Raw genomic sequence first — 23,549 nt, 5'->3', positions numbered from 1 at the left:
TTTAATTTCCACATATATGTTAATCTACGTCCTTTAATCTGTCAACTTCTTCATGAGTTAATTCTCTATATTTACCAGAAACTAAAGAAGCAAGAGTTAGAAAAGCATATTTTTCACGCGCTAATTTTTTAACTTGATGGTTTACAGACTTAAACATTCTTTTGACTTGATGATATTGTCCTTCATGAATTGTTAACTGCACAATTTGGTTATTCTTTTTGCGATCGGTCTTAATGATTTTTACTTTGGCAGGTGCACATCTACGCCGATCAATTTTGACACCATTTTTCAGTTGACCGATTTCTTCAGGCGTAAGCTGACCCGTTATTTTTGCCACATAAACCTTGGCCACGTTATTGCGTGGGTGCATTAACAAGTTAGCTAATTCTCCATCATTAGTCATCAGCAGCAACCCTGAAGTGTCATAGTCAAGTCTTCCGATTGGATATAGCCGGTACGGTAAGTTTTTAAAATAATCAACTACTGTTTTCCTACCTTTATCGTCACTGGCAGTAGAAACTACGCCGCGTGGTTTATAAAACAAATAAGTATGTAGACTTTCACGCTCAATCGGCTCACCATCAACAGTAACGTTGCTAAAAGTGTTAACTTTAGTTCCTAGCTGAGTAACGACTTTCCCGTCAACAGTCACTCGTCCTTCTACAATCATCTTTTCGGCCTTGCGGCGTGAAGCAATCCCAGCTTCCGCAATTACTTTTTGCAACCGTTCTAAAACCATTATTTTTCTCCTTTTTGAGTTTTTGCAATATTTTTATCAGCTTGTCCCTTGGCAGCAAATAAATCTATTTCGCCTTCAGCGTTTACACTTTCATCCTCAAAGTCCTCAATTAAGGGCAAGTCGGCCAGACTGTGATAACCAAAATATTGTAAAAAGTAGTCACTGGTCACATATAAGTTTGGGTGGCCGGGAGCTTCTTTTTTACCATCTATTTTAACTAATCCGCGCCAGATTAATGTTTGCAGTGCACCAGAGGAATTAACGCCTCTAATTTCATCAATTTCTATTCTGGTTATAGGCTGCTTGTAAGCAATAATCGACAATATTTCAAGTGCAGATTGACTCAAGCTTTTTGTTAAATCTTTTTGAAAAAAGTGCTCAATGATCGCACTCATTTCGGGACGAGTAGTTAATTTATAGTTGTCATTAATATGCTGTACTTGAAGACCTGAATCAGCATTTTCCAGCAGCTTTTTTTGTAATTCTTTGGTCAGTTCACGCAAAGCAGGCTTGGTAATTTGCAAGAGTTCACACAAATTTACATCTGTAATACCAGCATCACCAGCTACATATAATAGTGCTTCTAACTGCGCTATTTTACTTGTCATCACAATCAATTCTTTCTAAACAAAGATCGCCAAAAGTCCTTTTTTGTAGCACTTTTACTTGTTGTTTTTTACATAGTTCAAGTAATGCTAAAAATAAGCCAATCACATCGGATAAAGTTCTCATTTCTTTACAACACGAAAAAAAACTGACAGTCTGCTGTTTAGCTAACTTTTTTTGTAAAAAATGAGCCATTTCTGCTACAGAGGTTTCGTTTACATTAACCGAAACGATATCAGGCTGCCTAATTTTCATTCGTTGCAAAATTACTATAAAAGTATTGGTTAATTCCGTAGCTGTGATCTGCCCTTTTGGTAAAGGCTGAATCTTTTTATTTTGGGGAACACTTTCTTCCTTAGCAGCAGTAATTGGAACTTCTTCGTTTCTTTTTCTAAAATAAGCTGAAACCTTTTTAAATACTGAGTAGGTTACTAGTTGCTGCACTAATTCATCCCGCGGATCTTCCTGTTCTTCGTTTTCATCTGCAAAATCATTATGCGGTAATAATGATTGAGATTTAATGCGCAAAAGCATTGAAGACATCACAAAGTATTCTCCTGCTATTTTGAGATTTAATTGTTGCATTTCTTGCAAATAGGCCAAATACTGACTGGTAATTTGAGCAATCGGAATATCATAAATATCAATTTTTTGGACTTTGATTAGGTGCAGCAATAAGTCCAAAGGACCTTCAAAATTAGGTAATTCCAAAGTAAGATTTTCACTCATTATCTCGTGTCCTTTTTAAGATATTTAATCAGTTTAATATATTCAGGAACAGCAGTAATAATTTTTTGCGGATTAGCCTGGGCCAATTCATTGACTGCCTGTGCCACATACTTTTCCTTACGATAATCAGGAGCAAACGAAAGATAGCGAATAACTACAAATTGCTTATTCGCTTGGGTTCCGATTACGCCCACAAAATTTGGATCCTGAGCACGATAAAGGTATAGATGAAATTCATTGCTATTCTTGTTTAAATGAATTTCATCTTTAAGGTTAGCAAGGTTTTTAAAATCAGGTAAATATGACAACAAGCCCATTGCTACTTTTTCTTTATCATTTTTACATTCAATTAACATTTAATCACCTATGTCCGCGGATGAGTTTTTGCGTACACCTGTAAAATATGCTTCTGCGACAAATTGGTGTAAATTTGGGTGGTACTAATATCTGAATGACCTAAAATTTCTTGAACTACACGCAAGTCCGCACCATTTTCCAGCAAATGCGTAGCAAAAGTATGCCTTAAAGTATGAGGAGTAACATTTTTTTGAATACCAGCCATATTACAATATTTTTTAATAATTTGCCAGACTGCCTGCCTTGTTAAAGCGGTACCGCGACTATTAAGAAAAATAAAGTCACAGTTTTTGCCTACTTTTAATATTAACGGATCCCGTACTTTTTCCTTATAACTATCTATCCAGGACAAAGCTACTTCGCTTATTGGAATTAACCGTTCCTTTGATCCCTTACCGAAAACTTTGATCAACTTTAGTTCTTCATGTAGATCGTTAAACTTGAGGTTGATTAATTCACTCACCCTAATTCCAGTTGCATATAAAGTTTCAAGTAACGCCCGATCGCGCAAACCCAGTTTCTTATTGGTATTAGGTTGCTCAAGCAAATGATTGATTTCATCCACAGTGAGGGCTACAGGTAAAGAACGCCGCTTTTTGGGAGAATCTATTTCTAGCATGGGATTAATTTTTTGGATGTTTTGTCTTACCAGCCACTGATAAAATTTGCGCAGACTAGAAATTAACCGACTAATTGAACTGGTGGCTTTATTTAAATCACGCTGTTGAGCCAAAAAGGCATCAATATCAAGAGCTTTAGTTGGCCAAGTCTTTAAATGCTCCTTTTTTAAAAAATTGATAAAAGCAGTTAAGTCTTGCCTGTAAGATGTAATGGTATTCGCGCTTAAACCGCGCTCAATTTGGCTGTATCTTAAATAATCTTCAACTTGTTCTGCTAAATTGTTCATTTTGCTACATCTTCAGGATCATTAATTAAAGTAATTGTACCTGCGTCCTTGTCTTCTACAATATAATTATTTTTGAGCAAATGTCCCAATGCACGCTTAAAAGCAGATTTGGAAATGCCAAAATAATTTTTAATATCTTGAGCATCTGATTTATCGTAAAAAGGCAACATTTTGTCGCTTTTACGCCGCAAACTCATTAAAACCATTTGGGCATCATCATCAATTTCTTCAAAAGCACGAGGTAAACTGCTTAAGTTTAACCTGCCATACTGACTGATACCAACTACCCGGCCTTTGAACTGTTCACCTAAGCGCAGGGGACGCGCCATTTGTGAAGGATGAACAAAACCAAGATAATATTCTTTTGTAATCACAAAAGCTCCTACTTCACGTGCAGAATAGACCGTTCCAAAAACATCTTTGTTTTTCATGTCATCTGGAAAATGAGCAGCAAGCTGTTCAAAGATATTTTCATCAGCCAGCTTTGCCCAAATACGATCCTTTTCATCTGTTTCTAAATGAACTAAAAGCTGGTCATCTGGGCGAGGCCACCGATCTTTATTAAAAGGTAAATCATCAAGAGATATTACAACATCTTTATCCGGCAAACCAATATCCACGAAAACTCCGAGGTCATATTTAACTGCTGTGACCTTACTCCAACCATATTGGTCTTTTTGAGCAAACGGCAGGAATTGGGTCATTTCACGATTATGTTGTTTATCGTCGTATAAAAAGCCCTTGATTTCATCCCCCAGTTTAGGCTTTTCTTCCTGCGTGATTTCTTTTCTTTTTAATTCATAAGTAATGCCATCAATTTGCACGAAAAAAGAATTTTCATTTTGATCAATAATTTTACCAGCTGCGATGGTGCCTAACATAACTTTCTCTCCTAAATCTAAAATTGGGATCTTTAAACAAGTATATCATTTTCGAAGTATTTAGCTCTAATAGTCATTTGACTTTACTAGTAATATCTATTGTATCATTGCCTAGTGTATTTAACTCAAAACAAAATAGCCAGTGACAACCACTGGCTATTTTGACAAATGAACTTAATTAAAGATTTGAAACTTCACCTTGGTAAATAGCACCACGACGAGCATCAACAGTAATAGTAATTCCACTACCAATCTTTTCAGTTGCATCACTAACACCAACAACAACTGGAATACCTAATGATAAACCAACTACAGCAGCATGTGAGGTCAAGCCGGAAGCTTCAACGACTAAACCGGAAGCCTTCTTGATCGCTGGCATGTAATCAGGGTCAGTGGTCTTGGCAACAAGGATGTCTCCTTCTCTAGTCTTGCTAATTGCTTCTTCGGCACTGTTAACTACAACTGTTTTACCAACAACTGAACCGTTGCCTACTCCTAATCCTTGAGCTAATTTGCTACCAATAATTTGGAGTTTCATCAAGTTGGTTGTACCTGAGTCACCAACAGGAACACCAGCAACGATGATTACTAAATCACCATCTTGAACGTAACCTTGTTCTTTAGCAACTTTAGCTGCTACTTCGAACATGTCATCAGTAGAAGCAGGTTTTTCAGTAAGCAAAGGTTGAACGCCCCAAGAAATGCCAAGTGAGTGTTGGATCTTCTCGTCAAAAGTTAAAGCTAAAATGTTAGCATTTGGACGGTACTTGGAAATCATTCTTGCAGTATAACCAGAATTAGTTGCAGTAATAATGGTTTTAACACCTAATTCTTGGGCAGTCCGCACAACTGATTCACCAATAGCTTCAGTAACGTTTGAACCCTTATATTCTTCAAATCTTTGCAGAGCCAAAGTGTTACGCTTAAGAAGTTCTTGTTCAGTTCTTTCATCAATTTCAGCCATTGCTGAAACAGCTTTAACTGGGTACAAACCATTTGCTGATTCACCAGAAAGCATAGTAGCATCAGTACCATCAAGAACTGCATTGGCAACGTCTGAAACTTCAGCACGAGTCGGACGAGGATTTTCCTGCATTGAGTCAAGCATTTGGGTTGCAGTAATAACAGGCTTACCAAGTGCGTTTGCTCTCTTGATTAAATCTTTTTGAACAAATGGGACATCAATAAATGGAATTTCCACACCCATGTCACCACGAGCAACCATTAAACCATCTGAAACTTGCAAGATTTCGTCTGCGTTATCAATACCTTCTTGTGATTCAATCTTAGGATAAATCTTAACATAATCACAACCAGCATCTTCACACAACTTACGAATATCAAGGATATCTTGCGCCTTACGTGCAAAAGAAGCAAAGATAAAGTTAATGCCATGAGCTAAACCAAACTTAATGTCATCAGCATCTTTTTCAGTAATTCCTGGGAGGCGAATTTCAACGCCAGGTGCATTAACACCCTTCTTAGAGCCTATAACACCAGTGTTTTGAGCTTCACAAACTAATTCTTTCTTTTCTTCGTCTTTTTCTTTAATTAATAAGTCAACTAAACCATCGTCAATTAAAACGTGACCACCAACGTGGGTATCACCATATAGACCTTCGTAAGTAACATGAATCATGTCCTTGTTACCAGGTTTAGAATCGTCCATTGATACACGAATTTGGTCTCCAGTATTAATGGTAAACTTGCCACCTTCTTGATCAGTGGTTCTAATCTCAGCGCCTTTGGTATCTAAAGCAATACCAAGTACTAAACCAGTTTCTTTTTCAACTTGACGAACCATTTTCATCCGTGAAAGATGTTCAGCATGGTCACCATGTGAAAAGTTGAAACGAAATACATTTACGCCTGACTTAGCCAAAGCTGTAATAGTTTCAATATCATTTGAAGCTGGCCCTAAGGTACTAACAATTTTAGTTTTCTTCATTATTTAAAAATCTCCCCAAAATCGACTATTATTTAGTCATTTCTTCATTAATGTCAAGTAAAGACTGTTCACTGGCGTGCTGTTCATCAAACAGGTCCAGAATATCGTGGGTTTCTAACTGACCATTCTCCATGCCGACAGCTAAACCGCCTTTACCATCGAGAAGTAATTTAACCGCATAGTTACCCATTTTTGTGGCATTAATTCTGTCCAAAAGGGTTGGTGAACCACCGCGTTGCATGTGACCTAAAATATTTGCTCTACAATCAAAGTCACCGTATTTTAAAAGCTCTGTTCTAAAATCAGCAGCATTCATGACACCTTCAGCTAACACGATAATACCATTATCTTTGCCATCTTTAAAGCCGCGCTTTAACCTTTCGGCAATTGCCTTAATATCGTATTCTCTTTCCGGAACAACAATTGCATCAGCACCGGTAGCAAGACCTACACGCATAGCAATATCGCCGCAATCGCGTCCCATAACGTTAACTACGAAAACGCGGTGATGGCTGCTGGCAGTGTCTCTGATTTTGTCAATAGCTTCCATTGCAGTATTGCATGCAGTATCAAGACCAATTGTATATTCAGTATACGGAATATCATTATCAATAGTACCCGGTAACCCAATTGAATTAATACCCAAACGTGTTAATGCCAAAGCACCGTGATATGATCCGTCACCACCGATTACAATAATAGTATCAATATCATGCTTTTTTAATTGTTCAACACCCTTCTTTTGCACTTCTTCTTGTGCAAATTCAGGATAGCGGGCACTGTAAAGAAAAGTACCACCAGAATTAATCATATGGTCAATGTTTTCAGCAGTTAATGTAACAAAGTCACCTGCTACAAGGCCGGCAAAACCATAACGAATACCAACAACACCAAGCCCGTGATGAATAGCGGTTTTTGTAACAGCCCTTACGGCTGCATTCATACCTGGAGCGTCGCCACCGCTCGTTAAAATTCCAATTCGTTTCATGAATTCACCTCATCAAGATTATTGTGTAATTTCTCACATCACCTAAATTTTAACATTCTTTCAGGAAAAAATCTCACAAAAAATGATTTAAATTCTTGATTTAACAGTCTTTTTAGATGTTAGCGTTAACAACAGCTACTTGCTCAAGTTTACGCAAAAATCACTCTTTGAAGTTGACAACCTTTAAATTTGTCAATACATACTGTTTTTTACTGGAATCAATACGGTCATTCTGTATTTTAATACCTAATAAGTAAATTCCACCTTCCTTTAAATTCGATTGAATTTTATCATAAACATTAGGAAAAATAACAATATCCTGCTTGCTGCTTGAATCCGCAAAGCTACCAAACGCCATGGTTTGCCCATTTTTGGTTCTAATTAATTTTAAATTTAACAGCTTCCCCACTGTTATGCCTGACTCGTGGATTTCAAAATCACTTAAAGGTCTGGCATTAAATTTTTGCGCATATTTTTGTACCGCTAATAATGGCGAAGTTAAAGTGGAAAAACCCAGGGCTTCTTCTTCCATGCGGGCCTTTTCCTGTTTAGATGGTGCTTTAGCCGGCTCAATAGGTGCTCCGCCTAAACTCTCAGCAAGTGCGAGATTTCCCTGCGTTAACTTGACGTTTTCAACTATTTCCGTACTATTTTGTAACAACTCATTTCTATTAGAGTTAAGTTGATCAAAACAGCCAGCTTTAATCATTGATTGTATTACTTTGGTTTGAATGAACTTGGGATCAATTTTTCGCAAAAAATCACTCAAAGACTTAAATTTACCATTCTGTCTTTTTTTGACTATTTCTTTCAGAAAGTCAATCCTAATACCCTTAATTGCCCGCAAGCTGACTAAAATTTTACCGTCAATCACCTGATAATTTAAGGTGCTCTTGTTAATATCAGGGGACAGGATTTTTACCCCGTCACCTTGTGCCTTCATTACATATTCAATTAGCTTATTTTGGTTACCAGTATTTGAATTAAGCATAGCCGCATAAAATTCAGCAGGATAATGAACTTGCAAATATGCTAACCAAAAAGCGATCATTGTGTAGGCCACAGCATGGGAGCGGTTAAAACCATAATTTGCAAATTGTTCAATATAGTTATAAACCTTGGCCGCTACTTGTTTAGTTTTGCCTTTTTTGACAGCACCGGAAATAAAGCGCGATTTTTCTTTCTCAATAACGCTCTGGTCCTTTTTTGACATTGCTCGTCTCAAGATATCGGCTTCACCCAAAGAGAAACCTGCTAAAACTTGAGCCGTTTGCATTACTTGCTCCTGGTACACTAAAACGCCATAGGTTGAAGCCAAAATTGGTTTTAAACTTGGATCTGGATACGCTACTTTCTGCTTGCCTTTTTTTCTAGCTATAAAAGTCTTGATATTTTGCATTGGGCCTGGCCTGTAAAGAGCGTTAACAGCAACTAAATCTTCAAAGTTGTCGGGATGTAATTCACGCAATACATTTCTGATCCCGCTTGATTCAAACTGAAAAACCAGCTCGGTTTCCCCTTTTTGGAAAATTGCTAAAGTTTGAGGATCATTTAAAGGTATTTTATTAAAATCGATTTTTTTACCTTGTGTTCGTATTAATTTTTCCGTATCCCCTAAAATTGTAAGATTTCTGAGACCTAAAAAATCTATTTTTAATAATCCTAGAGATTCGACATATTTCTTTGTTTGCTGAGTGATAGGTATGCCCAACTGACCAGATTGTAAACCAGCAATCGCGGCAATAGAATTATCACTAAGGACTAGACCGGCTGCATGAATAGAATAGTGCCGCGGTAATCCTTCCAAACCATTTGCCGTTTCAAAGAGCAGCTTATTTTGCGCACTGGCATTCACTAGCATTTGCATTTTCTTTGAGCCCTGATATGCTTCTTGCAAAGTGATTTTACCTTTAGAAAAAGGTACGCTGTTTGACCATTTGCTCATTTGCATTTCTTGCAAGCCAAAAACGCGTCCCGTATCCCGCAAAACTTGTTTAGCGGACAGAGTACCGAAGGTAAGAATTTGTGCCGCATGGTCCATGCCGTATTTAGTGAACATGTATTTGATGACATCGTCTCTGCGATTATCAGGTATGTCTAAATCAATATCTGGCATTTCGTGTCTTGCCGGATTTAAAAACCGTTCAAACAGTAATTTATATTGTATAGGGTCAACTTCCGTGATGCGCAGTGAATACGAAACTAAGGAGCCACAGGCAGAGCCGCGTCCCGGCCCCATGACTATATCAGAGCGGTGACAATAATTTACCACATCCCAAACTATCAAAAAGTAATCGTTAAAGCCCATTTGGTCAATAACCTGCAGCTCGTAGTCCAGCTGCTTTTGATAGTTTAGCGGTATTTTATGCCCATGAAAACGGTCCTGTAGACCTTGTTGAGCTAAAGAATTAAGATAATCCTTTGAGTTAGCAAACTGATCCTGTTTGTATTTAGGCAAAACAGGTGTTTGAAAAACAACTTTGGCAGCACAAGCATCAGCGATCTTGCCCGTATTATTTAGAGCATCATCCAAATTAAGCTCATGATAACGGTCACTTATTTCCTGAACTGAAGGCAAGTAATGTGAGCCTTTTTGTTTTGCCAACTCAGAAATATCCTGCATTACAGCGCCTTTTTTAATAGCTTGTAAAGTCTTGCGTAAAAATTGATCCTGCGGTTTCAAGTAGCATGTGTCTTCAACACTAACAAGGGGCAAGTCAAACTGCTTAGCAATCTGCGTGACGTATTGAATATAATTTTCTTGTGAATTGCCGCCGTAAACGCCTAAATATAGTGAACTGGTTTTTGGCACCAAACTAATTAAATGCCGGATGAAATCAGTGCCCAAGTTTTCATTCTGCAGCTGCAAATTAAGTAACTCACTATGTGTATTTGCAGGTGTGATAAAAATCAGTTCATTTAAATCTTTAGTTAAGTTTTCTAGAGTCAGGATTTTGTCATTAGTACCATTTTCAGTTAGCAGATTGATCCTACTTGATAATCGTAAAATATTGCGGTATCCTTCATCTGTTTTAGCAAATGCTATTAAATTATATTTATGCGCACTATCAATTAGTCCATTAAGTCTCAACTGCATCCCTAAAAGTGGCTTAATACCGACCTCTTGTGCTACTTCGTAAAAGTTAACTAGACCGTATGTGACATTAATATCCGTTAGCCCTACGGCATCATAGCCCAAATTTTTAGCGGTATTCAATAAATTTTTGATCTTTATAGGACTTTCTAAAAGCGTGAAAGCACTAAGATTTTGCAGAGCAGCATATTTCATTTTTGCAGCCACCTTCCCTATAAATTAGTATACCAAAAAGCTATCTTCTGGATTGAAAACGTGCATAATTTTTGTTAAAATTCATGTGTATGAAAGAAGGAACCACTATGGGTCGTTATATCGTGACTATTTGCTGGAGCGTGGTTTACATGCTAATTGTAGGCTTCATCGCTGCTCCATTAACGCAAAATGTTTTTAATTTAAAAGAAGCTGCCATTGTTGGTTTGATTTTCGGATTGCTTTTTGCGGCAATCATTCCTACAATCACAGCTCACTCTCATAAAGATAAAAGTAAATATTCTAAACTCAAATAAAAAAGTCATTAGTTTTAGACTAATGGCTTTTTTGTTTACTTAAAATAATAATTTCGCGTTGAATCCAGCTTAATATTTTTCTTTTGTAAATATTCCTGAAACATCTCTACATAATCTTTATCCAAAATAGTTTCAATTTTATCTGGTGAATATTCAGGATAAAAACCACCGCCCTTCGCCCGATAATTATTTACGGCAAGATGATATATTTTTTCAGCTACAATTGGTACTCCGTTTAATTCCAACTTAGTTAGGCGACTGCCCTGACTCTTAGAAATATCTGCTTCATAAGTCAACGGATAAAACACATCAAAATTAAAAAGCAGGTTTTTATACTTAGGCTTGAAAACTACTTTTCCAGTCTGATCTTTTGTCAGAAATTTTAAGGAGTATTCAACAATATTACGTAATTCTTTGCCTGTCAGTCTAACTTTGCACAATTGATTGGCAAACGGATAATTTAGTAAAATATCACGCATAGTTACATCTTTGTTAAATCCCTGAGCCGTTTCACTCATTAGTGCCGTTGCAGAAATATCAGCTTTGGTAAAATAAAGTTGCATATTTTGAATTAAATTGATGAAGTCAGACCCATTAATTCTGGCCTGTTCAGCGTTCATTATTAAGGCTGGTTTTTCTAAGTGAGCAATTGGCTGATCCAGCCACAATTGTGTTTTTTTATCTAGACTAGAGCCTAAATTAATAATTTTATTGTCTGGAACATGATTTTTGCTATCCAATAATTCCACAGACATGTGTTGAATTTTGTTACTCTTATCAGCAATATCCATTACTACTTTGGCAACACATTCTCCCTTGTAGCCCGGTTGAACAATAGCAGTATTATTTGAAATGAGCTTTAGCTTGCGGTGCTGGTGACCTGTTAGCATTACATCAATTTCTGGAATATTCAGTAAGATACGGTAGCCCTCATTTTCACCTGTTTTTGGTTCGGTTCTCTTACCAGTTTTTAGATCAGCCTCAAACCCGCCGTGGTACAAAACGCCTAATACATCAACTTGCGGACGTAAAATTCTGGCTATTTTTTGAACCTGAGTAAAGGCAGATTCAAACTGTAAGCCTGTAATATGGTCTGCAGGCTCCCAAAATGGTATTCTCTGGGTCGTAATACCGATAAGACCAATTTTTAAGCCATTTTTATGCAGAATAACATAACTCTGACCAAAAGCTGACCGACCCGTTTTACGAGATAAAATATTGCTGTTTAAAAAAGGTGACTGACTATACTCCAGATAGCTTTTTAAATAATCTTGACCAAAATTAAAGTCATGATTGCCGAGACACCTTGCATCATAACCAATCTCATTATAAAAATCTGCAAATTTTTTTAACACAGAGCTGTTATTAGCTTCATGAACATAAGCAGCAAGCGGTGAGCCTTGAAGAAAATCTCCGGCATCGGTCACAATCACATTGTCTGGACCATATTTTTGACGTTCTTTTTCAATTAGACTGCTTACTAGGCTAAGACCAAAAGCAGCAGAATAGTCATTTTTATTCTGATAATCAGTAGGCATAATGTTGCCATGAATATCACTTGTGTGCAAGAAAACCAGTTTCATTTCAGCATGTTCATCTTTCTAAATAAAAAAAGACACCTAATTTTTGGTGTCTTTTAATTATTGGTTGTCGCTTGAGTTAGTTTGGTTAACTACTTGGCGACCTTTGTAATATCCTTTAGGTGAAACGCGGTGGCTCAAACGATATTCTCCAGTAGTTGCATCATAATGCATTGCTGGCACAGTTAACTTAATATGACCACGACGTGAACGTTTCTTTTGCTTAGAAGTATGTCTTTTAGGAACAGCCATTTAAATTGATCTCCTTTTTTGTAGAATTACGATTTTAGTTACTTAAAAAGTACCCAAAATACTTCACGTTTGTTAATGATACTATTGTATCCCGAATAAATCAAGCTATATTAGTTATTCTTGTTTTGATTATGTCCATAAGATCCCCAAAAATAACCAATTAGAACTCCAATAATAAGCATTAATACTAAAATAATGATTAAGGGCAGCTTGAATTTGAACAAGCCAAAATTGATAGCAACATTATCGGTATTTAAAACCACAAATATTACTGCTAATAATGTCAAAATTAAAGTAAAAATTAGTTTGATCTGCCTGCCTGTGTTTTTCATATTTTGCACTACTTTCTTGAAGCAAACTTAAGTGATAATTTATCACCAGTGGTGGGAAATAGATTATATAATTTGGCTAATACTCCCAAACTTACCGGTAAGTTAAGTTCACGCTTGTTACTGCCAAAGAAATGAACTACTTGCCAAGCAACATCATCCGGGTCAAGCATAAATCTTTGAACGTTTTCAGCATAATGTCCACTCTTATCAGCAATATTAAAGAAATTAGTATAAACAGGACCCGGGTTCACAGTCATCACTTTGACTCCAAAAGGTTTTAGTTCTAACCGGAGTACATTAGAAAATTGAATGACAGCCGCTTTGGACGCGCTGTATGCTGCTGATTTTACTGTAGGAACCTTGCCGGCAATCGAACCAATATTAACAATTTGACCAGCTTTTTGATCTATCATTAAACGACCAATTAGACGGGTAAAATACATTAAACCCAAAACATTGACTTGAAACATTGCCGTCACTTCGTGACGATTTGATTCTAAAAAATTTTCAAATTTGCCAAAGCCAGCACAATTAACTAAATAGTCAACGTGTTTGGTTAACTTTACTATTTGTTTAAACGCAGCATCAATTTGATCACTATGATTCATATCAGCAACAATTGTATAAGCTGGAGCGCCAGACAATTCGTGTGTTTCTGAAGCTACCTTTTCTAATTTTGCCTCATTTCTGGCAATTAAAATCACTGTAGCTCCTCTACCAGCACTTTCTAAAGCAATAGAGTGTCCTATTCCACTAGATGCACCGGTTATTACAACTACCTTATTTCTCAGAGAATCACTCATTTTTCTCACCTTTCATCGGAATTACAATTCGATCAAAATCATTAGCCAACCTAGTGTTTGGAAAAATCTTCTGGGCTTGGTTTTCTAATTTTTTGGCTTTAGCACCTAAATATCTGGCAGAGATGTGGTTTAAAAACAAACGTTTAACCCCATTATCACGCGCAATTTTTGCTGCTTCAACAGCAGTGGAGTGATAATATGAATGAGCTAAATTTGCTTCATTGCCAGCGAAAGTTGATTCGTGAACCAGCACATCAGCATTTTGCGCCAACTGGGCAATTGCCGGTGTAGCACGGGTATCATAAATAATTGTCACTACTCTACCCGCCTTATTAGGTCCTAAAAAGTCCTTACCATCTAATATAGTACCATTATCTAGGGTAATTTTTTCACCATTCTTTAGTTTACCAAGTAATGGTCCGTTAGGTACATTATATTGCGCTAATTTATCCATTAAAAGTTCACCCGGTCGATTATCTTCGACAACTCGATAACCAAAACTAGGAACACGATGAGCTAACTTTTCCGCATATACCCTAAAACCATTGCCTTGAAAAATGAGCCCTCCTTCTTCTAAAACCACAAATTTGATCGGATAACTAATTTTAGTGCGTGAAACTTTTAAGGCTGTTCTGACAAATTCTTCTAATCCGGCTGGACCGTAAATTGTGATTGGACCTACATCCCCTTGAAAAGACCTGGTCGCAAGTAATCCCGGCAATCCGAAAATATGATCACCATGATTATGAGAAATAAATATTTTGGTTACTTTGCGTAGTCTGATATTCGTACGCAAAATTTGATGTTGGGTAGCTTCACCAACATCAAATAACCAAATCTCATTAATTTCATCGAGCATTTTTAACGCAATACTTGATACGTTGCGTTTTTTAGATGGTTGTCCTGCTCCAGTTCCTAAAAATTGTAACTCCATACTCTTCCCATTCTAATACTTAGCTTTTTCAACGATTTGTTTAACAATTAGAGCACTATAGTGCTTTGATCCCAGTGGCGTTGGGTGCGTTTTATCTTCATAGAACCAATTTGGATGCTGACTGGCATTTGAATACCAGTCAATAACAGTAAAATTAGGGTATTTTTTTGCTGCTTCATTTAATAAACTATTAACTTCATTCTGCCACGGTTTATTTGGTACATAAGTATTAATCCAAAATACTTGTTTCTTTTTTCCTATTTGATTCATGAGCTCATTTAGATCTGCCATTTTAAACGGACCGTTAGTGCCTAAACCAATCAAAATATTTTTACCCAGTGCATTTTTACTTCTATAATGCTTAAGCAAGCTAAAAGAAACACTTAGCTGCCGCGAAATTGCCGCATCTATCACGGCCTTAGGCATTAAACGGTTTAAATCATCGCTGGACCCCGCCATAACTGAATCACCAATTGCTGTGAGTTCAACTTTACGCGCCAATTGCAACTCAGTTTGTGAGATACCATATTTCATGAATGATTTATTAACAGGATGCTTTTTAGCAGCAAGTTCAGCTTCCTTCAATAGTTTAGCCTTTTTTTGTTCTTTGGGGCTAACATTTTGGCGCTTAGCAATTAGTGCCTTATTATTTTTCTCTTGCTCTTTGCAATTAGCTCTAATTCTCCGCGCAAGTTGCGTCTGATTGAAATTTTGGGCTTTAACTGTTGGGGAAACAAGAATTGCGATACTTCCAATTAGAAAAATTAAGCTTGCCAAAATAGCTTGGGCCCGAAGCAGATAATTACGGGTATTTTTAGCAAAAACCTGCCGCCAAAATTGTTTCAGTTTCAGCCAAGAAATTTTGCCCAGAGGTTTTTCTACCAACCTGTATGATAATTCACTGAAAATAAGAATTAAAATTAACTCTAGCAAATGATAAAGTTGAACATGATCTGCCATGTTAGAAACTTTATCTTCAAAGAAAATCATCACTGGAAATTGGTAGAGATAAATTTCATAGCTGCGTGAGCCAAGCCAATTGAATATGGGATTAGTCAACCAGCTATCCCAGTGGCAGCCAGGATGAGCTGTGACACCGACAAGCAGAGTAACAAATATGGTAAATAACAGCATACCGCCGTAATAAGGAAAAGCACTTTCCGGATTCATGGCTGGATTGAAAAACAAAATTAAAATACCAATGAGACTAGTTAAGCCTATCAGGTCTAAAGTAATAGTATCACTAGTTTTAATGTTGCTTTTTAGTTTGTTTAGTGGCCAAATTACCGCTAAAGCTGCTCCCAAGCCCAGTGCAAAGAACCTGGTATCTGTGCCATAATATATTCGGTTAATATCAACACCCGATTTATACATTAGTGCCATTTCACAAGCTGAAAGAATGGACAAAGTGCAAATAATACTAAAAATATATTTTCTTTTTTTACCATACTTTACCAGTAAGAAAATAACTACTGGCCACAACAGGTAAAATTGACCGTTAATTGACATAGTCCATAGGTGGACAAATGGCGATTCATTGACTGCAAAGCGCTCAAAGTAGCTTTGCCCGTTGAGAATTTGCCAGAAATTATAAACGTTAAGCAGATTAGCCACCACAATCTGACTTAGTTTAGCCAGTAAATTGCGTTGAAATAAAATTATATAAGCAGCTGAAAACCATAGTACCGCAATCAGTGGCGGATAAATTTTTTTCAGCCTGCTTAAATAAAACTTTTTACTATCATAAAAGCCTTTTTCTTCATAAGACTTTAGTATCTGACACGTAACAAGATATCCAGACAAAACAAAGAAAATCGGTACACCAAGATACCCGCCCACAAAAGTATTAGGGTCAAAGTGATATAAAATCACTCCGATTACCGCCAAAGCTCTAAGTCCAGAATATCCTGTAATAAACCGATTTTTTGTCATATCTTTCAAAACTTTTCTATTATTTTATTGGACAAATTCAAAATTGAATGAACCAATGATTACATCATCGCCGTCAACGGCTCCTTTTTTACGTAATGCATCATCAACACCTAAGTTTTTCAGCTTGCGTGCGAGTCTCATAACTCCGTCATGGTAGTCAAGATTAGTCCGTTCAACCAACCTCTCAATACCTTCACCTTTGATTTCAAAAACATGTTCTTCTAATCTAATAATTTCGAATTCTTGTTTTTGCTTTTGTTCATATTTGTATTCTTTAACATTTTGAACGTTTTCAGTGGTCTTTGCAACTTGTTCTTTTTCAGCTTGTTCTATCAAACTAGCCGTATCCTGCATCAATTGGTCAATACCCATGTGAGTGACACTAGAAATAGCATAAACTGGTTTGTTAATTTGCTGAGACTTTAAGTCCTTTTTAAATTGACTTAATTTTTCCTCTGCACCCGGGATATCCATTTGAGTTGCAACAATAATTTCACGTCTATTTTCAAGGCTCTGATCATATTGCAGCAGTTCATGACGAATAGTCTGATAATCTTTGATTGCTTCACGCCCATTAGCAGGATCCATTGCTACTAAGTGCAAAATTACTTTAGTTCTTTCAATATGACGTAAAAACTGGATTCCCAATCCTACACCATTACTTGCCCCCTCAATTAAGCCGGGCAAGTCTGCCATAGAGAAATCACGTCCATCAGGTAAAATTACCATGCCTAAATTAGGAGTCAAAGTCGTAAAAGAATAAGCGGCAATTTTAGGTTTAGCTTTAGTTACAACAGATAATAAAGTTGATTTACCTACAGAAGGAAAGCCCACAAGACCAACATCTGCCAAAACCTTTAGTTCTAAACGTAAAACCCGGTCTTCTCCTGGTTCCCCATTTTCAGCAATTTCAGGAGCGGTATTAACACTGGTGGCAAAATGAATATTGCCGCGACCTCCGCGGCCACCGCGTGCAACTACCAATTCTTGTTTATTTTTAGTAAGGTCACCAATTTCTTCGTTAGTCTCAAAATCATAAACAGTAGTACCAACAGGTACTTTTAAATATAAGTCGCTTGCTCCTCGACCATATTGTGATTTAATGCGACCGTTTTCGCCATTTTCAGCTTTAAATTTACGGCGATAACGAAAGTCCATTAATGTTCTTAAACCGCTGTCAGCAACAAAAATAATGCTGCCGCCACGACCTCCGTCGCCGCCAGCTGGTCCGCCATTAGGGACATATTTTTCATGGCGGAAAGCAACCATACCGTCGCCACCTTTTCCGGCTTGGACTTCTATCTTAGTTTGGTCGACAAATGTTGGCATAAAGATTCTCCTTCCGTCTTTCTTAACCTTATTACTATACCACAAAAGCTTAGTGGAATTTGGGTTTAAATCAATAATTACAACGTTAATTTAACAGTTTGAGCCTGCGGTAACGTCAAACCGACAGAGCGCAATTCATCAATTGAAGCTTCCTTGATTTTTCTCAAGGAGCCAAAATGTCTTAATAGCTTATTCCTGCTTTTAGGACCAATCCCTTTAATAGAATCAAGTTTACTTGACAGTGCATTTTTGGCATGTGTTTTTCTATGAAAGGTAATTGCAAAGCGGTGTACTTCATCCTGAATTCTAGTCATCAAATAAAAGCCCTGTGATTTAGGATCTAACGGAATTAACTTTAAGGGTACACCATTAATAGGATCTCCATACAAAAGATGATTTGTGCGGTGCTTATTATCTTTAACCATGCCAGCTACTGGAATGTTAAGGTCTAGCTCATTTCTTAAAATATCTTCACACGCATCAACCTGAATTTGACCACCGTCCATTAAAATTAAATCCGGCATTGGTTTATGCTCTTTAAGTAATCTGCTGTATCGCCTGCGGACAACCTCACGGGTATTGCGCACTTCATCACCACCATTTTGATGCTCGACTTCGCCCTTTAATTTATATTTCCGGTATGAATTTTTGTCCGGTTCGCCGTCTCTAAAAACTACCAAAGCCGAAACTGGGTCAGCTCCTTGAATATGTGAATGGTCGAAACTCTCAATGACATGACCATAAGGCAACCCCAAGGAATCAAAAATTTCTTTCTGTGCTCCCTTAGTTTTTCTATTGCCTAATTCCAGCAAGCGAAATTTTTCGTCCAGTTTGAGTTTGGCATTGTCTTTTGCCATATTTAATAAGGAACGCTTTTGCCCTCTTTTTGGCGTTCTCACCGGTACGTGTAAAACCTCGCTTAGAGCTTCGTTATCAATTTTGGCAGGTACAAGAACTTCTTTAGGCAGTATTCTATTTCTTTGCCCGTAAAATTGCACAATAAACGAGGAAAATGTGTCTTCAGGATCATTAGTATCAGTTAACGGATACATCCTAGTTTCGCTTCTGAGCAGCTTAGCTTGTCTTAAAAAGAAAATTTGAATGGCAATCCAAGATTTATCAACGTAAAAGTTAAAAATGTCACGTTGTGTATTGTCATTAGAAATTATTTTTTGCTTTTCAACGGTTTCTTCAATGTAATTAAGTTGATCGCGAATTTCAGCTGCGCGCTCAAATTCCAGGTTTTGAGATGCAGTTTCCATCCTTTGATTAAGGTCTTTTTTGACCCAACCAATATCACCGTTCAGAAAACTTTTGATCTTTTTGATTTGAGCGGCATAAACTGATTTGGGTACATTTTTAAAGCAGGCGCCCAGGCATTGACCCATATGATAATATAAACAAGGTCTACCTTGTTTACCATGACAACGCCTTAACGGAAAAACTTTCTGGATGAATTTGAGTGTAGCCTGAGCAGCGTAAACATTCGGGTAAGGACCAAAATAATAGCCCCCATCTTTTCTAATAATACTAGTTAATTTTGTTTGAGGATCTCGCTCGTTAGTAATCTCAATATAAGGATAACCTGTACCTTGCTTTAATTGTACATTATAGTATGGCTGATACTTCTTAATTAATGTTACTTCAAGTAAAAATGCTTCCTTATCTGTCGAAACCGTGATGATATCGTAGTCACTAATATTTTCAACTAATTCAGCACGTCTTCCAACCTGAGTACTTTTAAAATAAGAACGTACACGACTTTTCAGATTTTTTGACTTGCCGACATAAATTACTTTACCGTTAACATCCTTCATCAAGTAACAGCCTGGTTTAGCCGGTAATAGTTTTAATTTATTTTCAATTAATTGCGATGCCAAAAAATCACTCCCTCCAAAATCAGCTATATTATTTTAACATATAATTTACCGTTTGAAATTTGCTTTTGCTCATTAAACACTTTATGCTATTACTTAAATTATTATAATCATTATCTGTTTACTTTACATAAATAATATTATTTAAACTTAGATCAAAAATCTAGCTAGCTACTTAATATTATTTTTATTATAATGAAATCAGGAAGGAATTTAATTATGGGTTTAACATTCAAAAAACAAGATGAACTAGAAAAACTATTCGATAAATTTGCGACAGTGCCAAAAGATAAAAAGAAAAAGTTCACCAAAGACAAAGACGAAAAAGACAAACAAAAGGATAAATAAAAATGGTTCTCCTAAGAGAACCATTTTTTCTTACAAATTTACAGATTTTGTTCAATCCATTGCCACACTTCTTTGACATGTAATTTTTGAACTGAACTAAAAGTAAGGACTTCCACGTTATCGTGCTTTAGATCAAGCTTATGACTTAATGCACTGATGACCTGATTTCGCTGATTTTTCTTAATCTTGTCAATTTTTGTGCAAACCACCAAAATCGGTAGATTTAAATAAAGCGCATAATTATACATGGCTATATCATCTTTTGTAGGATCGTGGCGACCATCGATTAAAATGATTAAACCTTGCAAGTTTGCTCTGGTTTCCAGATAATCTTGAATCATTTCGCCGAACTGCTGTCTTTTCTTTTGCGAAACTCTGGCATAACCATATCCAGGAACATCAACTAAGTAAAAATCATCATTAACTAGATAAAAATTTAGTGTTTGCGTCTTACCCGGTTGACCCGACGTCCGCGCTAAATTTTTACGGCCTAACAATGTGTTAATTAAGCTTGATTTACCCACATTTGAGCGTCCTGAAAGCGCAATTTCCGGTAAATTATCAGTTGGATATTGTTCCTCTCGGACTGCACTAATAGCGTATGAACTATTTTTAATGATCATTAGCAGCCTTTATTTCCAAATTATCTTCTGGATTATCATCTTCACGGCGAGTTACTTCAGGCTCAGCGTTACTCTCAATTACATCTTTAGTAACTTTTACTTTTTCAATGTCTGGTTCACTTGGCGTTTTATACATGATACCCATCATCGCATTTTCTATTATAGTACGTAAACCACGAGCGCCCATATTACGTTCGATTGCCAAATCAGCTATCGCATTTAAGGCTTCCTCAGTGAACTCTAAGTTGACTTGATCAAGTGACAATAGTTTCTTATATTGTTTGACTAAAGCATTCTTTGGCTCAGTCAAAATTCTTACTAAATCAGCACTGTCAAGTTTATCCAAAGTAGCAATTATAGGTATTCTTCCGATAAATTCCGGAATTAAGCCAAATTTAACCAAGTCACCTGTCGTCAGATGTTCTGTCCAGGAATCATCCTGAACTTTATTCAATTCATTTTCGGCACTAAAACCTATTATTTTTTTGCCCAGACGACTTTTAACGATCTGCTCAATACCGTCAAAAGCACCACCGACAATAAATAAGATATTCGTAGTGTCAATCTGAATTAATTCTTGCTGTGGATGCTTACGACCACCTTGAGGTGGCACAGAAGCAATTGTACCTTCCAAAATTTTCAGTAAAGATTGTTGTACACCTTCGCCAGAAACGTCACGCGTAATTGAGACATTTTCAGACTTTTTAGAAATTTTATCGATTTCATCTATATAAACAATGCCGCGTTCTGCACGCTCAATATCATAATCGGCATTTTGCAATAACTTAAGCAAAATGTTTTCAACGTCTTCGCCGACATAACCAGCTTCAGTTAAAGTAGTTGCATCTGCAATAGCAAAAGGCACATCCAATATTTTAGCCAATGTTTGGGCTAAATAAGTTTTTCCTGACCCAGTTGGTCCGATCAAAGCAATATTAGATTTTTGTAATTCGGTTGAAGAATCTACGTCCATTTGGGTAACACGTTTATAGTGATTATATACAGCAACCGAAAGAATTTTTTTAGCACGTTCTTGCCCAATAACATATTGATCAAGCTGCTTTTTTATTTCCATTGGCTTAGGTAAATCACGTGCCTTTTTTAATGAGTCAGATTTTAATTCATCATCAATAATTCTTTTTGATAAATCCACACACTCATTACAAATATAAACACCATTACCAGCAATCATCTTTTTAACTTGATCTTGTGTTTTATCACAAAAGGAACATTTAATTTCCTCTTGTTGATCAGTAAATTGTGATGCCATCATATTCCTCCTCATATCTTCAACTCTAAGGTTAGCATAAAATAGAGGCTATACATGAATTTTTTGCTCGGAGATAAAATAAAAAGGCAGTATGACACTGCCTCAGTATTTCAGAGATAAATCCTATTTTTTATCAGACTTTTTTTCGTCTTCTTTTATTTTGGATTTTGCAACTTGCTTTGCGCTGTCAGCAACAATGTCAATTGCTTTACGCACATTAATGTCATGAGAAAGCATATCATCAGTCAGAGTATTACGGACAGTCTTTTCGTCCATGTTGTATTCACTGGCTAAGTTCTTAATTTCCTTGTCAATTTCTTCTTTTGAAGCTTTAATTTCTTCTTTTTTGACAATAGCTTCAAGAACCAAGTTAGTTTTTACTCTTTCTTCAGCATCCTTGGCAAATTGTGAGCGTAATTGTGCTTCAGTAGTATTAGTTATCTTGTAGTAAGTTTCTGGACTAATACCTTGGCGTTGCATATTTCCTAGATATTGATTCATTTGGGTATTAATATCTTCTTGAATCATTGCATCTGGAATTTTATCAATGGTAGCGTTATTAACTGCACCTTCGATAGCTGCTTGCTCAATTTCTTCTTTTGCAGAATCTTCTTTTTGAGCTTTCAAGTCCTTCTTGATCTTTTCTTTGAGGTCATCAAGAGTATCTACCGAGTCATCTACATCTTTAGCAAATTCATCATCTAATTTAGGTAATTGCTTTGATTTTACTTCATGAATCTTAGTTGCAAAGTGAGCTTCTTTTCCAGCTAAATCTTTTGCACCATAATCTTCAGGGAAAGTTACAACAACATCAACATCATCTCCAGCTTTATGACCAATCAATTGGTCTTCAAAGCCAGGGATAAATGTGTTAGAACCTAGTTCAAGTGAGTAATCGTCTGCAGAGCCACCATCAAAAGCTTTGCCGTCAATTGTACCTTTATAGTCAATAGTTACGGTATCGCCCTTAGCTGCAGCGCTCTTTTTCAAGACTAATTCAGCATTCTTTTCGCGTTCTTCCTTCAGCTTGGCATCGATATCTTTGGCATAAACGCGAGTATTTTGCTTAGGAACTTCAATTCCCTTGTATTCACCTAATTTAACTTCTGGTTCAACAGTAACTGTGGCTTTCATTTGCCAATCCTTGCCCTTTTCCATTGAAACAGGCAAAATTTGAGGTTGACCAACAGCAGCAACATCAGCTTCTTTGATAGCAGCAGAATATGCTGCTGGTAAAACGATGTTTAATGCGTCTTCATATAATGATTCTTCACCGTAATATTGATCAAAAATAACACGGGAAACGTGTCCTTTTCTAAAGCCCGGGACACGCAGACTATTTTTCACTCTCTTAAATGCTTGATCTAGCCCACGCTTCACTTCAGCTTGGGGAATATCAAAAGTAAGTTCACCGGTAGTTTTATCGGTTTTATTCCATTTTACAGACATTAATTAAATACCTCCAATGTCAAGTTAAATTGCATCGTTACATACTAAATTATCTTACATTA

At 36.7% G+C, this 23,549-nt stretch carries 22 protein-coding genes; 2 read left to right on the top strand and 20 right to left on the bottom strand.

Annotated elements, in window-relative coordinates:
* Positions 1-19 precede the first annotated feature (19 nt).
* The 9 genes from LACWKB8_RS04335 to LACWKB8_RS04295 all read right to left on the bottom strand — a co-directional run bounded on the left by LACWKB8_RS04335 (position 20) and on the right by LACWKB8_RS04295 (position 10,444).
* On the bottom strand, positions 20-739 hold the full coding sequence (locus LACWKB8_RS04335) for a pseudouridine synthase (RefSeq protein ID WP_038522493.1): 720 nt from the start codon (positions 737-739) through the stop codon (positions 20-22).
* Positions 739-1,347, bottom strand: a complete 609-nt coding sequence (gene scpB / locus LACWKB8_RS04330; protein ID WP_038522490.1) for an SMC-Scp complex subunit ScpB — start codon at positions 1,345-1,347, stop codon at positions 739-741. Before scpB ends, LACWKB8_RS04335 begins: the two co-directional genes overlap by 1 nt.
* Positions 1,337-2,077, bottom strand: coding sequence for a segregation/condensation protein A (locus tag LACWKB8_RS04325; protein WP_166484963.1), 741 nt, complete (start codon positions 2,075-2,077; stop codon positions 1,337-1,339). Before LACWKB8_RS04325 ends, scpB begins: the two co-directional genes overlap by 11 nt.
* Positions 2,074-2,430, bottom strand: a complete 357-nt coding sequence (locus tag LACWKB8_RS04320; protein WP_038522484.1) for a hypothetical protein — start codon at positions 2,428-2,430, stop codon at positions 2,074-2,076. Before LACWKB8_RS04320 ends, LACWKB8_RS04325 begins: the two co-directional genes overlap by 4 nt.
* An 8-nt stretch (positions 2,431-2,438) precedes the next feature.
* Complete coding sequence (xerD, locus tag LACWKB8_RS04315; RefSeq protein WP_038522482.1) at positions 2,439-3,338, bottom strand: site-specific tyrosine recombinase XerD; 900 nt, start codon at positions 3,336-3,338, stop codon at positions 2,439-2,441.
* Positions 3,335-4,219 carry a S1 RNA-binding domain-containing protein gene (locus LACWKB8_RS04310; protein WP_038522479.1) on the bottom strand — a complete coding sequence of 295 codons (885 nt, stop codon included), beginning with the start codon at positions 4,217-4,219 and terminating at the stop codon, positions 3,335-3,337. Before LACWKB8_RS04310 ends, xerD begins: the two co-directional genes overlap by 4 nt.
* A 178-nt stretch (positions 4,220-4,397) precedes the next feature.
* Complete coding sequence (gene pyk / locus LACWKB8_RS04305; protein ID WP_038522476.1) at positions 4,398-6,167, bottom strand: pyruvate kinase; 1,770 nt, start codon at positions 6,165-6,167, stop codon at positions 4,398-4,400.
* A 28-nt stretch (positions 6,168-6,195) separates the two neighbouring features.
* Positions 6,196-7,155 carry a 6-phosphofructokinase gene (pfkA, locus tag LACWKB8_RS04300; RefSeq protein WP_038522473.1) on the bottom strand — a complete coding sequence of 320 codons (960 nt, stop codon included), beginning with the start codon at positions 7,153-7,155 and terminating at the stop codon, positions 6,196-6,198.
* Between the two features lie 160 nt (positions 7,156-7,315).
* A complete protein-coding gene (locus LACWKB8_RS04295; RefSeq protein WP_038522470.1) occupies positions 7,316-10,444 on the bottom strand; it encodes a DNA polymerase III subunit alpha in 3,129 nt (1,042 codons plus the stop codon).
* Positions 10,445-10,551: 107 nt separating this feature from the next.
* Here LACWKB8_RS04295 and LACWKB8_RS04290 point away from each other — a divergent pair, with 107 nt between their 5' ends.
* Positions 10,552-10,758: a YjzD family protein gene (locus tag LACWKB8_RS04290; protein ID WP_038522468.1), complete on the top strand. Its 207-nt coding sequence runs from the start codon at positions 10,552-10,554 to the stop codon at positions 10,756-10,758.
* Positions 10,759-10,793: 35 nt separating this feature from the next.
* On the opposite strand, the gene LACWKB8_RS04285 is transcribed toward LACWKB8_RS04290, so the two are convergent.
* From LACWKB8_RS04285 to uvrC, 8 genes are all read right to left on the bottom strand, one after another.
* Entirely contained in the window at positions 10,794-12,341 is a 1,548-nt protein-coding gene (locus LACWKB8_RS04285) for a bifunctional UDP-sugar hydrolase/5'-nucleotidase (protein ID WP_038522465.1), read from the bottom strand.
* Between the two features lie 57 nt (positions 12,342-12,398).
* Positions 12,399-12,590 carry a 50S ribosomal protein L32 gene (gene rpmF / locus LACWKB8_RS04280; RefSeq protein WP_038522462.1) on the bottom strand — a complete coding sequence of 64 codons (192 nt, stop codon included), beginning with the start codon at positions 12,588-12,590 and terminating at the stop codon, positions 12,399-12,401.
* Positions 12,591-12,700: 110 nt separating this feature from the next.
* Positions 12,701-12,922, bottom strand: coding sequence for a lipopolysaccharide assembly protein LapA domain-containing protein (locus LACWKB8_RS04275; RefSeq protein WP_038522459.1), 222 nt, complete (start codon positions 12,920-12,922; stop codon positions 12,701-12,703).
* 8 nt (positions 12,923-12,930) lie between these two features.
* Positions 12,931-13,725, bottom strand: a complete 795-nt coding sequence (locus tag LACWKB8_RS04270) for an SDR family oxidoreductase (protein ID WP_038522456.1) — start codon at positions 13,723-13,725, stop codon at positions 12,931-12,933.
* Entirely contained in the window at positions 13,718-14,659 is a 942-nt protein-coding gene (rnz, locus tag LACWKB8_RS04265) for a ribonuclease Z (protein WP_038522453.1), read from the bottom strand. Before rnz ends, LACWKB8_RS04270 begins: the two co-directional genes overlap by 8 nt.
* 12 nt (positions 14,660-14,671) lie before the next feature.
* Positions 14,672-16,591: an acyltransferase family protein gene (locus LACWKB8_RS04260; protein WP_038522450.1), complete on the bottom strand. Its 1,920-nt coding sequence runs from the start codon at positions 16,589-16,591 to the stop codon at positions 14,672-14,674.
* Between the two features lie 24 nt (positions 16,592-16,615).
* On the bottom strand, positions 16,616-17,920 hold the full coding sequence (gene obgE / locus LACWKB8_RS04255) for a GTPase ObgE (protein ID WP_038522448.1): 1,305 nt from the start codon (positions 17,918-17,920) through the stop codon (positions 16,616-16,618).
* 77 nt (positions 17,921-17,997) lie between these two features.
* Positions 17,998-19,800 carry an excinuclease ABC subunit UvrC gene (gene uvrC / locus LACWKB8_RS04250; protein ID WP_038522445.1) on the bottom strand — a complete coding sequence of 601 codons (1,803 nt, stop codon included), beginning with the start codon at positions 19,798-19,800 and terminating at the stop codon, positions 17,998-18,000.
* A gap of 216 nt (positions 19,801-20,016) precedes the next feature.
* Between uvrC and LACWKB8_RS09325 the strand changes: the two genes are divergently transcribed.
* Positions 20,017-20,145, top strand: coding sequence for an SPJ_0845 family protein (locus tag LACWKB8_RS09325; RefSeq protein WP_255409528.1), 129 nt, complete (start codon positions 20,017-20,019; stop codon positions 20,143-20,145).
* 38 nt (positions 20,146-20,183) lie between these two features.
* On the opposite strand, the gene yihA is transcribed toward LACWKB8_RS09325, so the two are convergent.
* The 3 genes from yihA to tig all read right to left on the bottom strand — a co-directional run bounded on the left by yihA (position 20,184) and on the right by tig (position 23,487).
* Positions 20,184-20,768, bottom strand: coding sequence for a ribosome biogenesis GTP-binding protein YihA/YsxC (gene yihA, locus LACWKB8_RS04245; protein ID WP_038522442.1), 585 nt, complete (start codon positions 20,766-20,768; stop codon positions 20,184-20,186).
* Entirely contained in the window at positions 20,758-22,038 is a 1,281-nt protein-coding gene (clpX, locus tag LACWKB8_RS04240) for an ATP-dependent Clp protease ATP-binding subunit ClpX (protein WP_038522439.1), read from the bottom strand. The genes yihA and clpX overlap by 11 nt, the downstream gene beginning before the upstream one ends.
* 123 nt (positions 22,039-22,161) lie before the next feature.
* Positions 22,162-23,487 carry a trigger factor gene (gene tig / locus LACWKB8_RS04235; RefSeq protein WP_038522436.1) on the bottom strand — a complete coding sequence of 442 codons (1,326 nt, stop codon included), beginning with the start codon at positions 23,485-23,487 and terminating at the stop codon, positions 22,162-22,164.
* Between the last annotated feature and the right edge of the window lie 62 nt (positions 23,488-23,549).

The sequence above is a fragment of the Lactobacillus sp. wkB8 genome (assembly GCF_000761135.1).
Lineage (GTDB): Bacteria > Bacillota > Bacilli > Lactobacillales > Lactobacillaceae > Lactobacillus > Lactobacillus helsingborgensis.
This window is presented reverse-complemented; position numbering and strand designations above follow the sequence as displayed.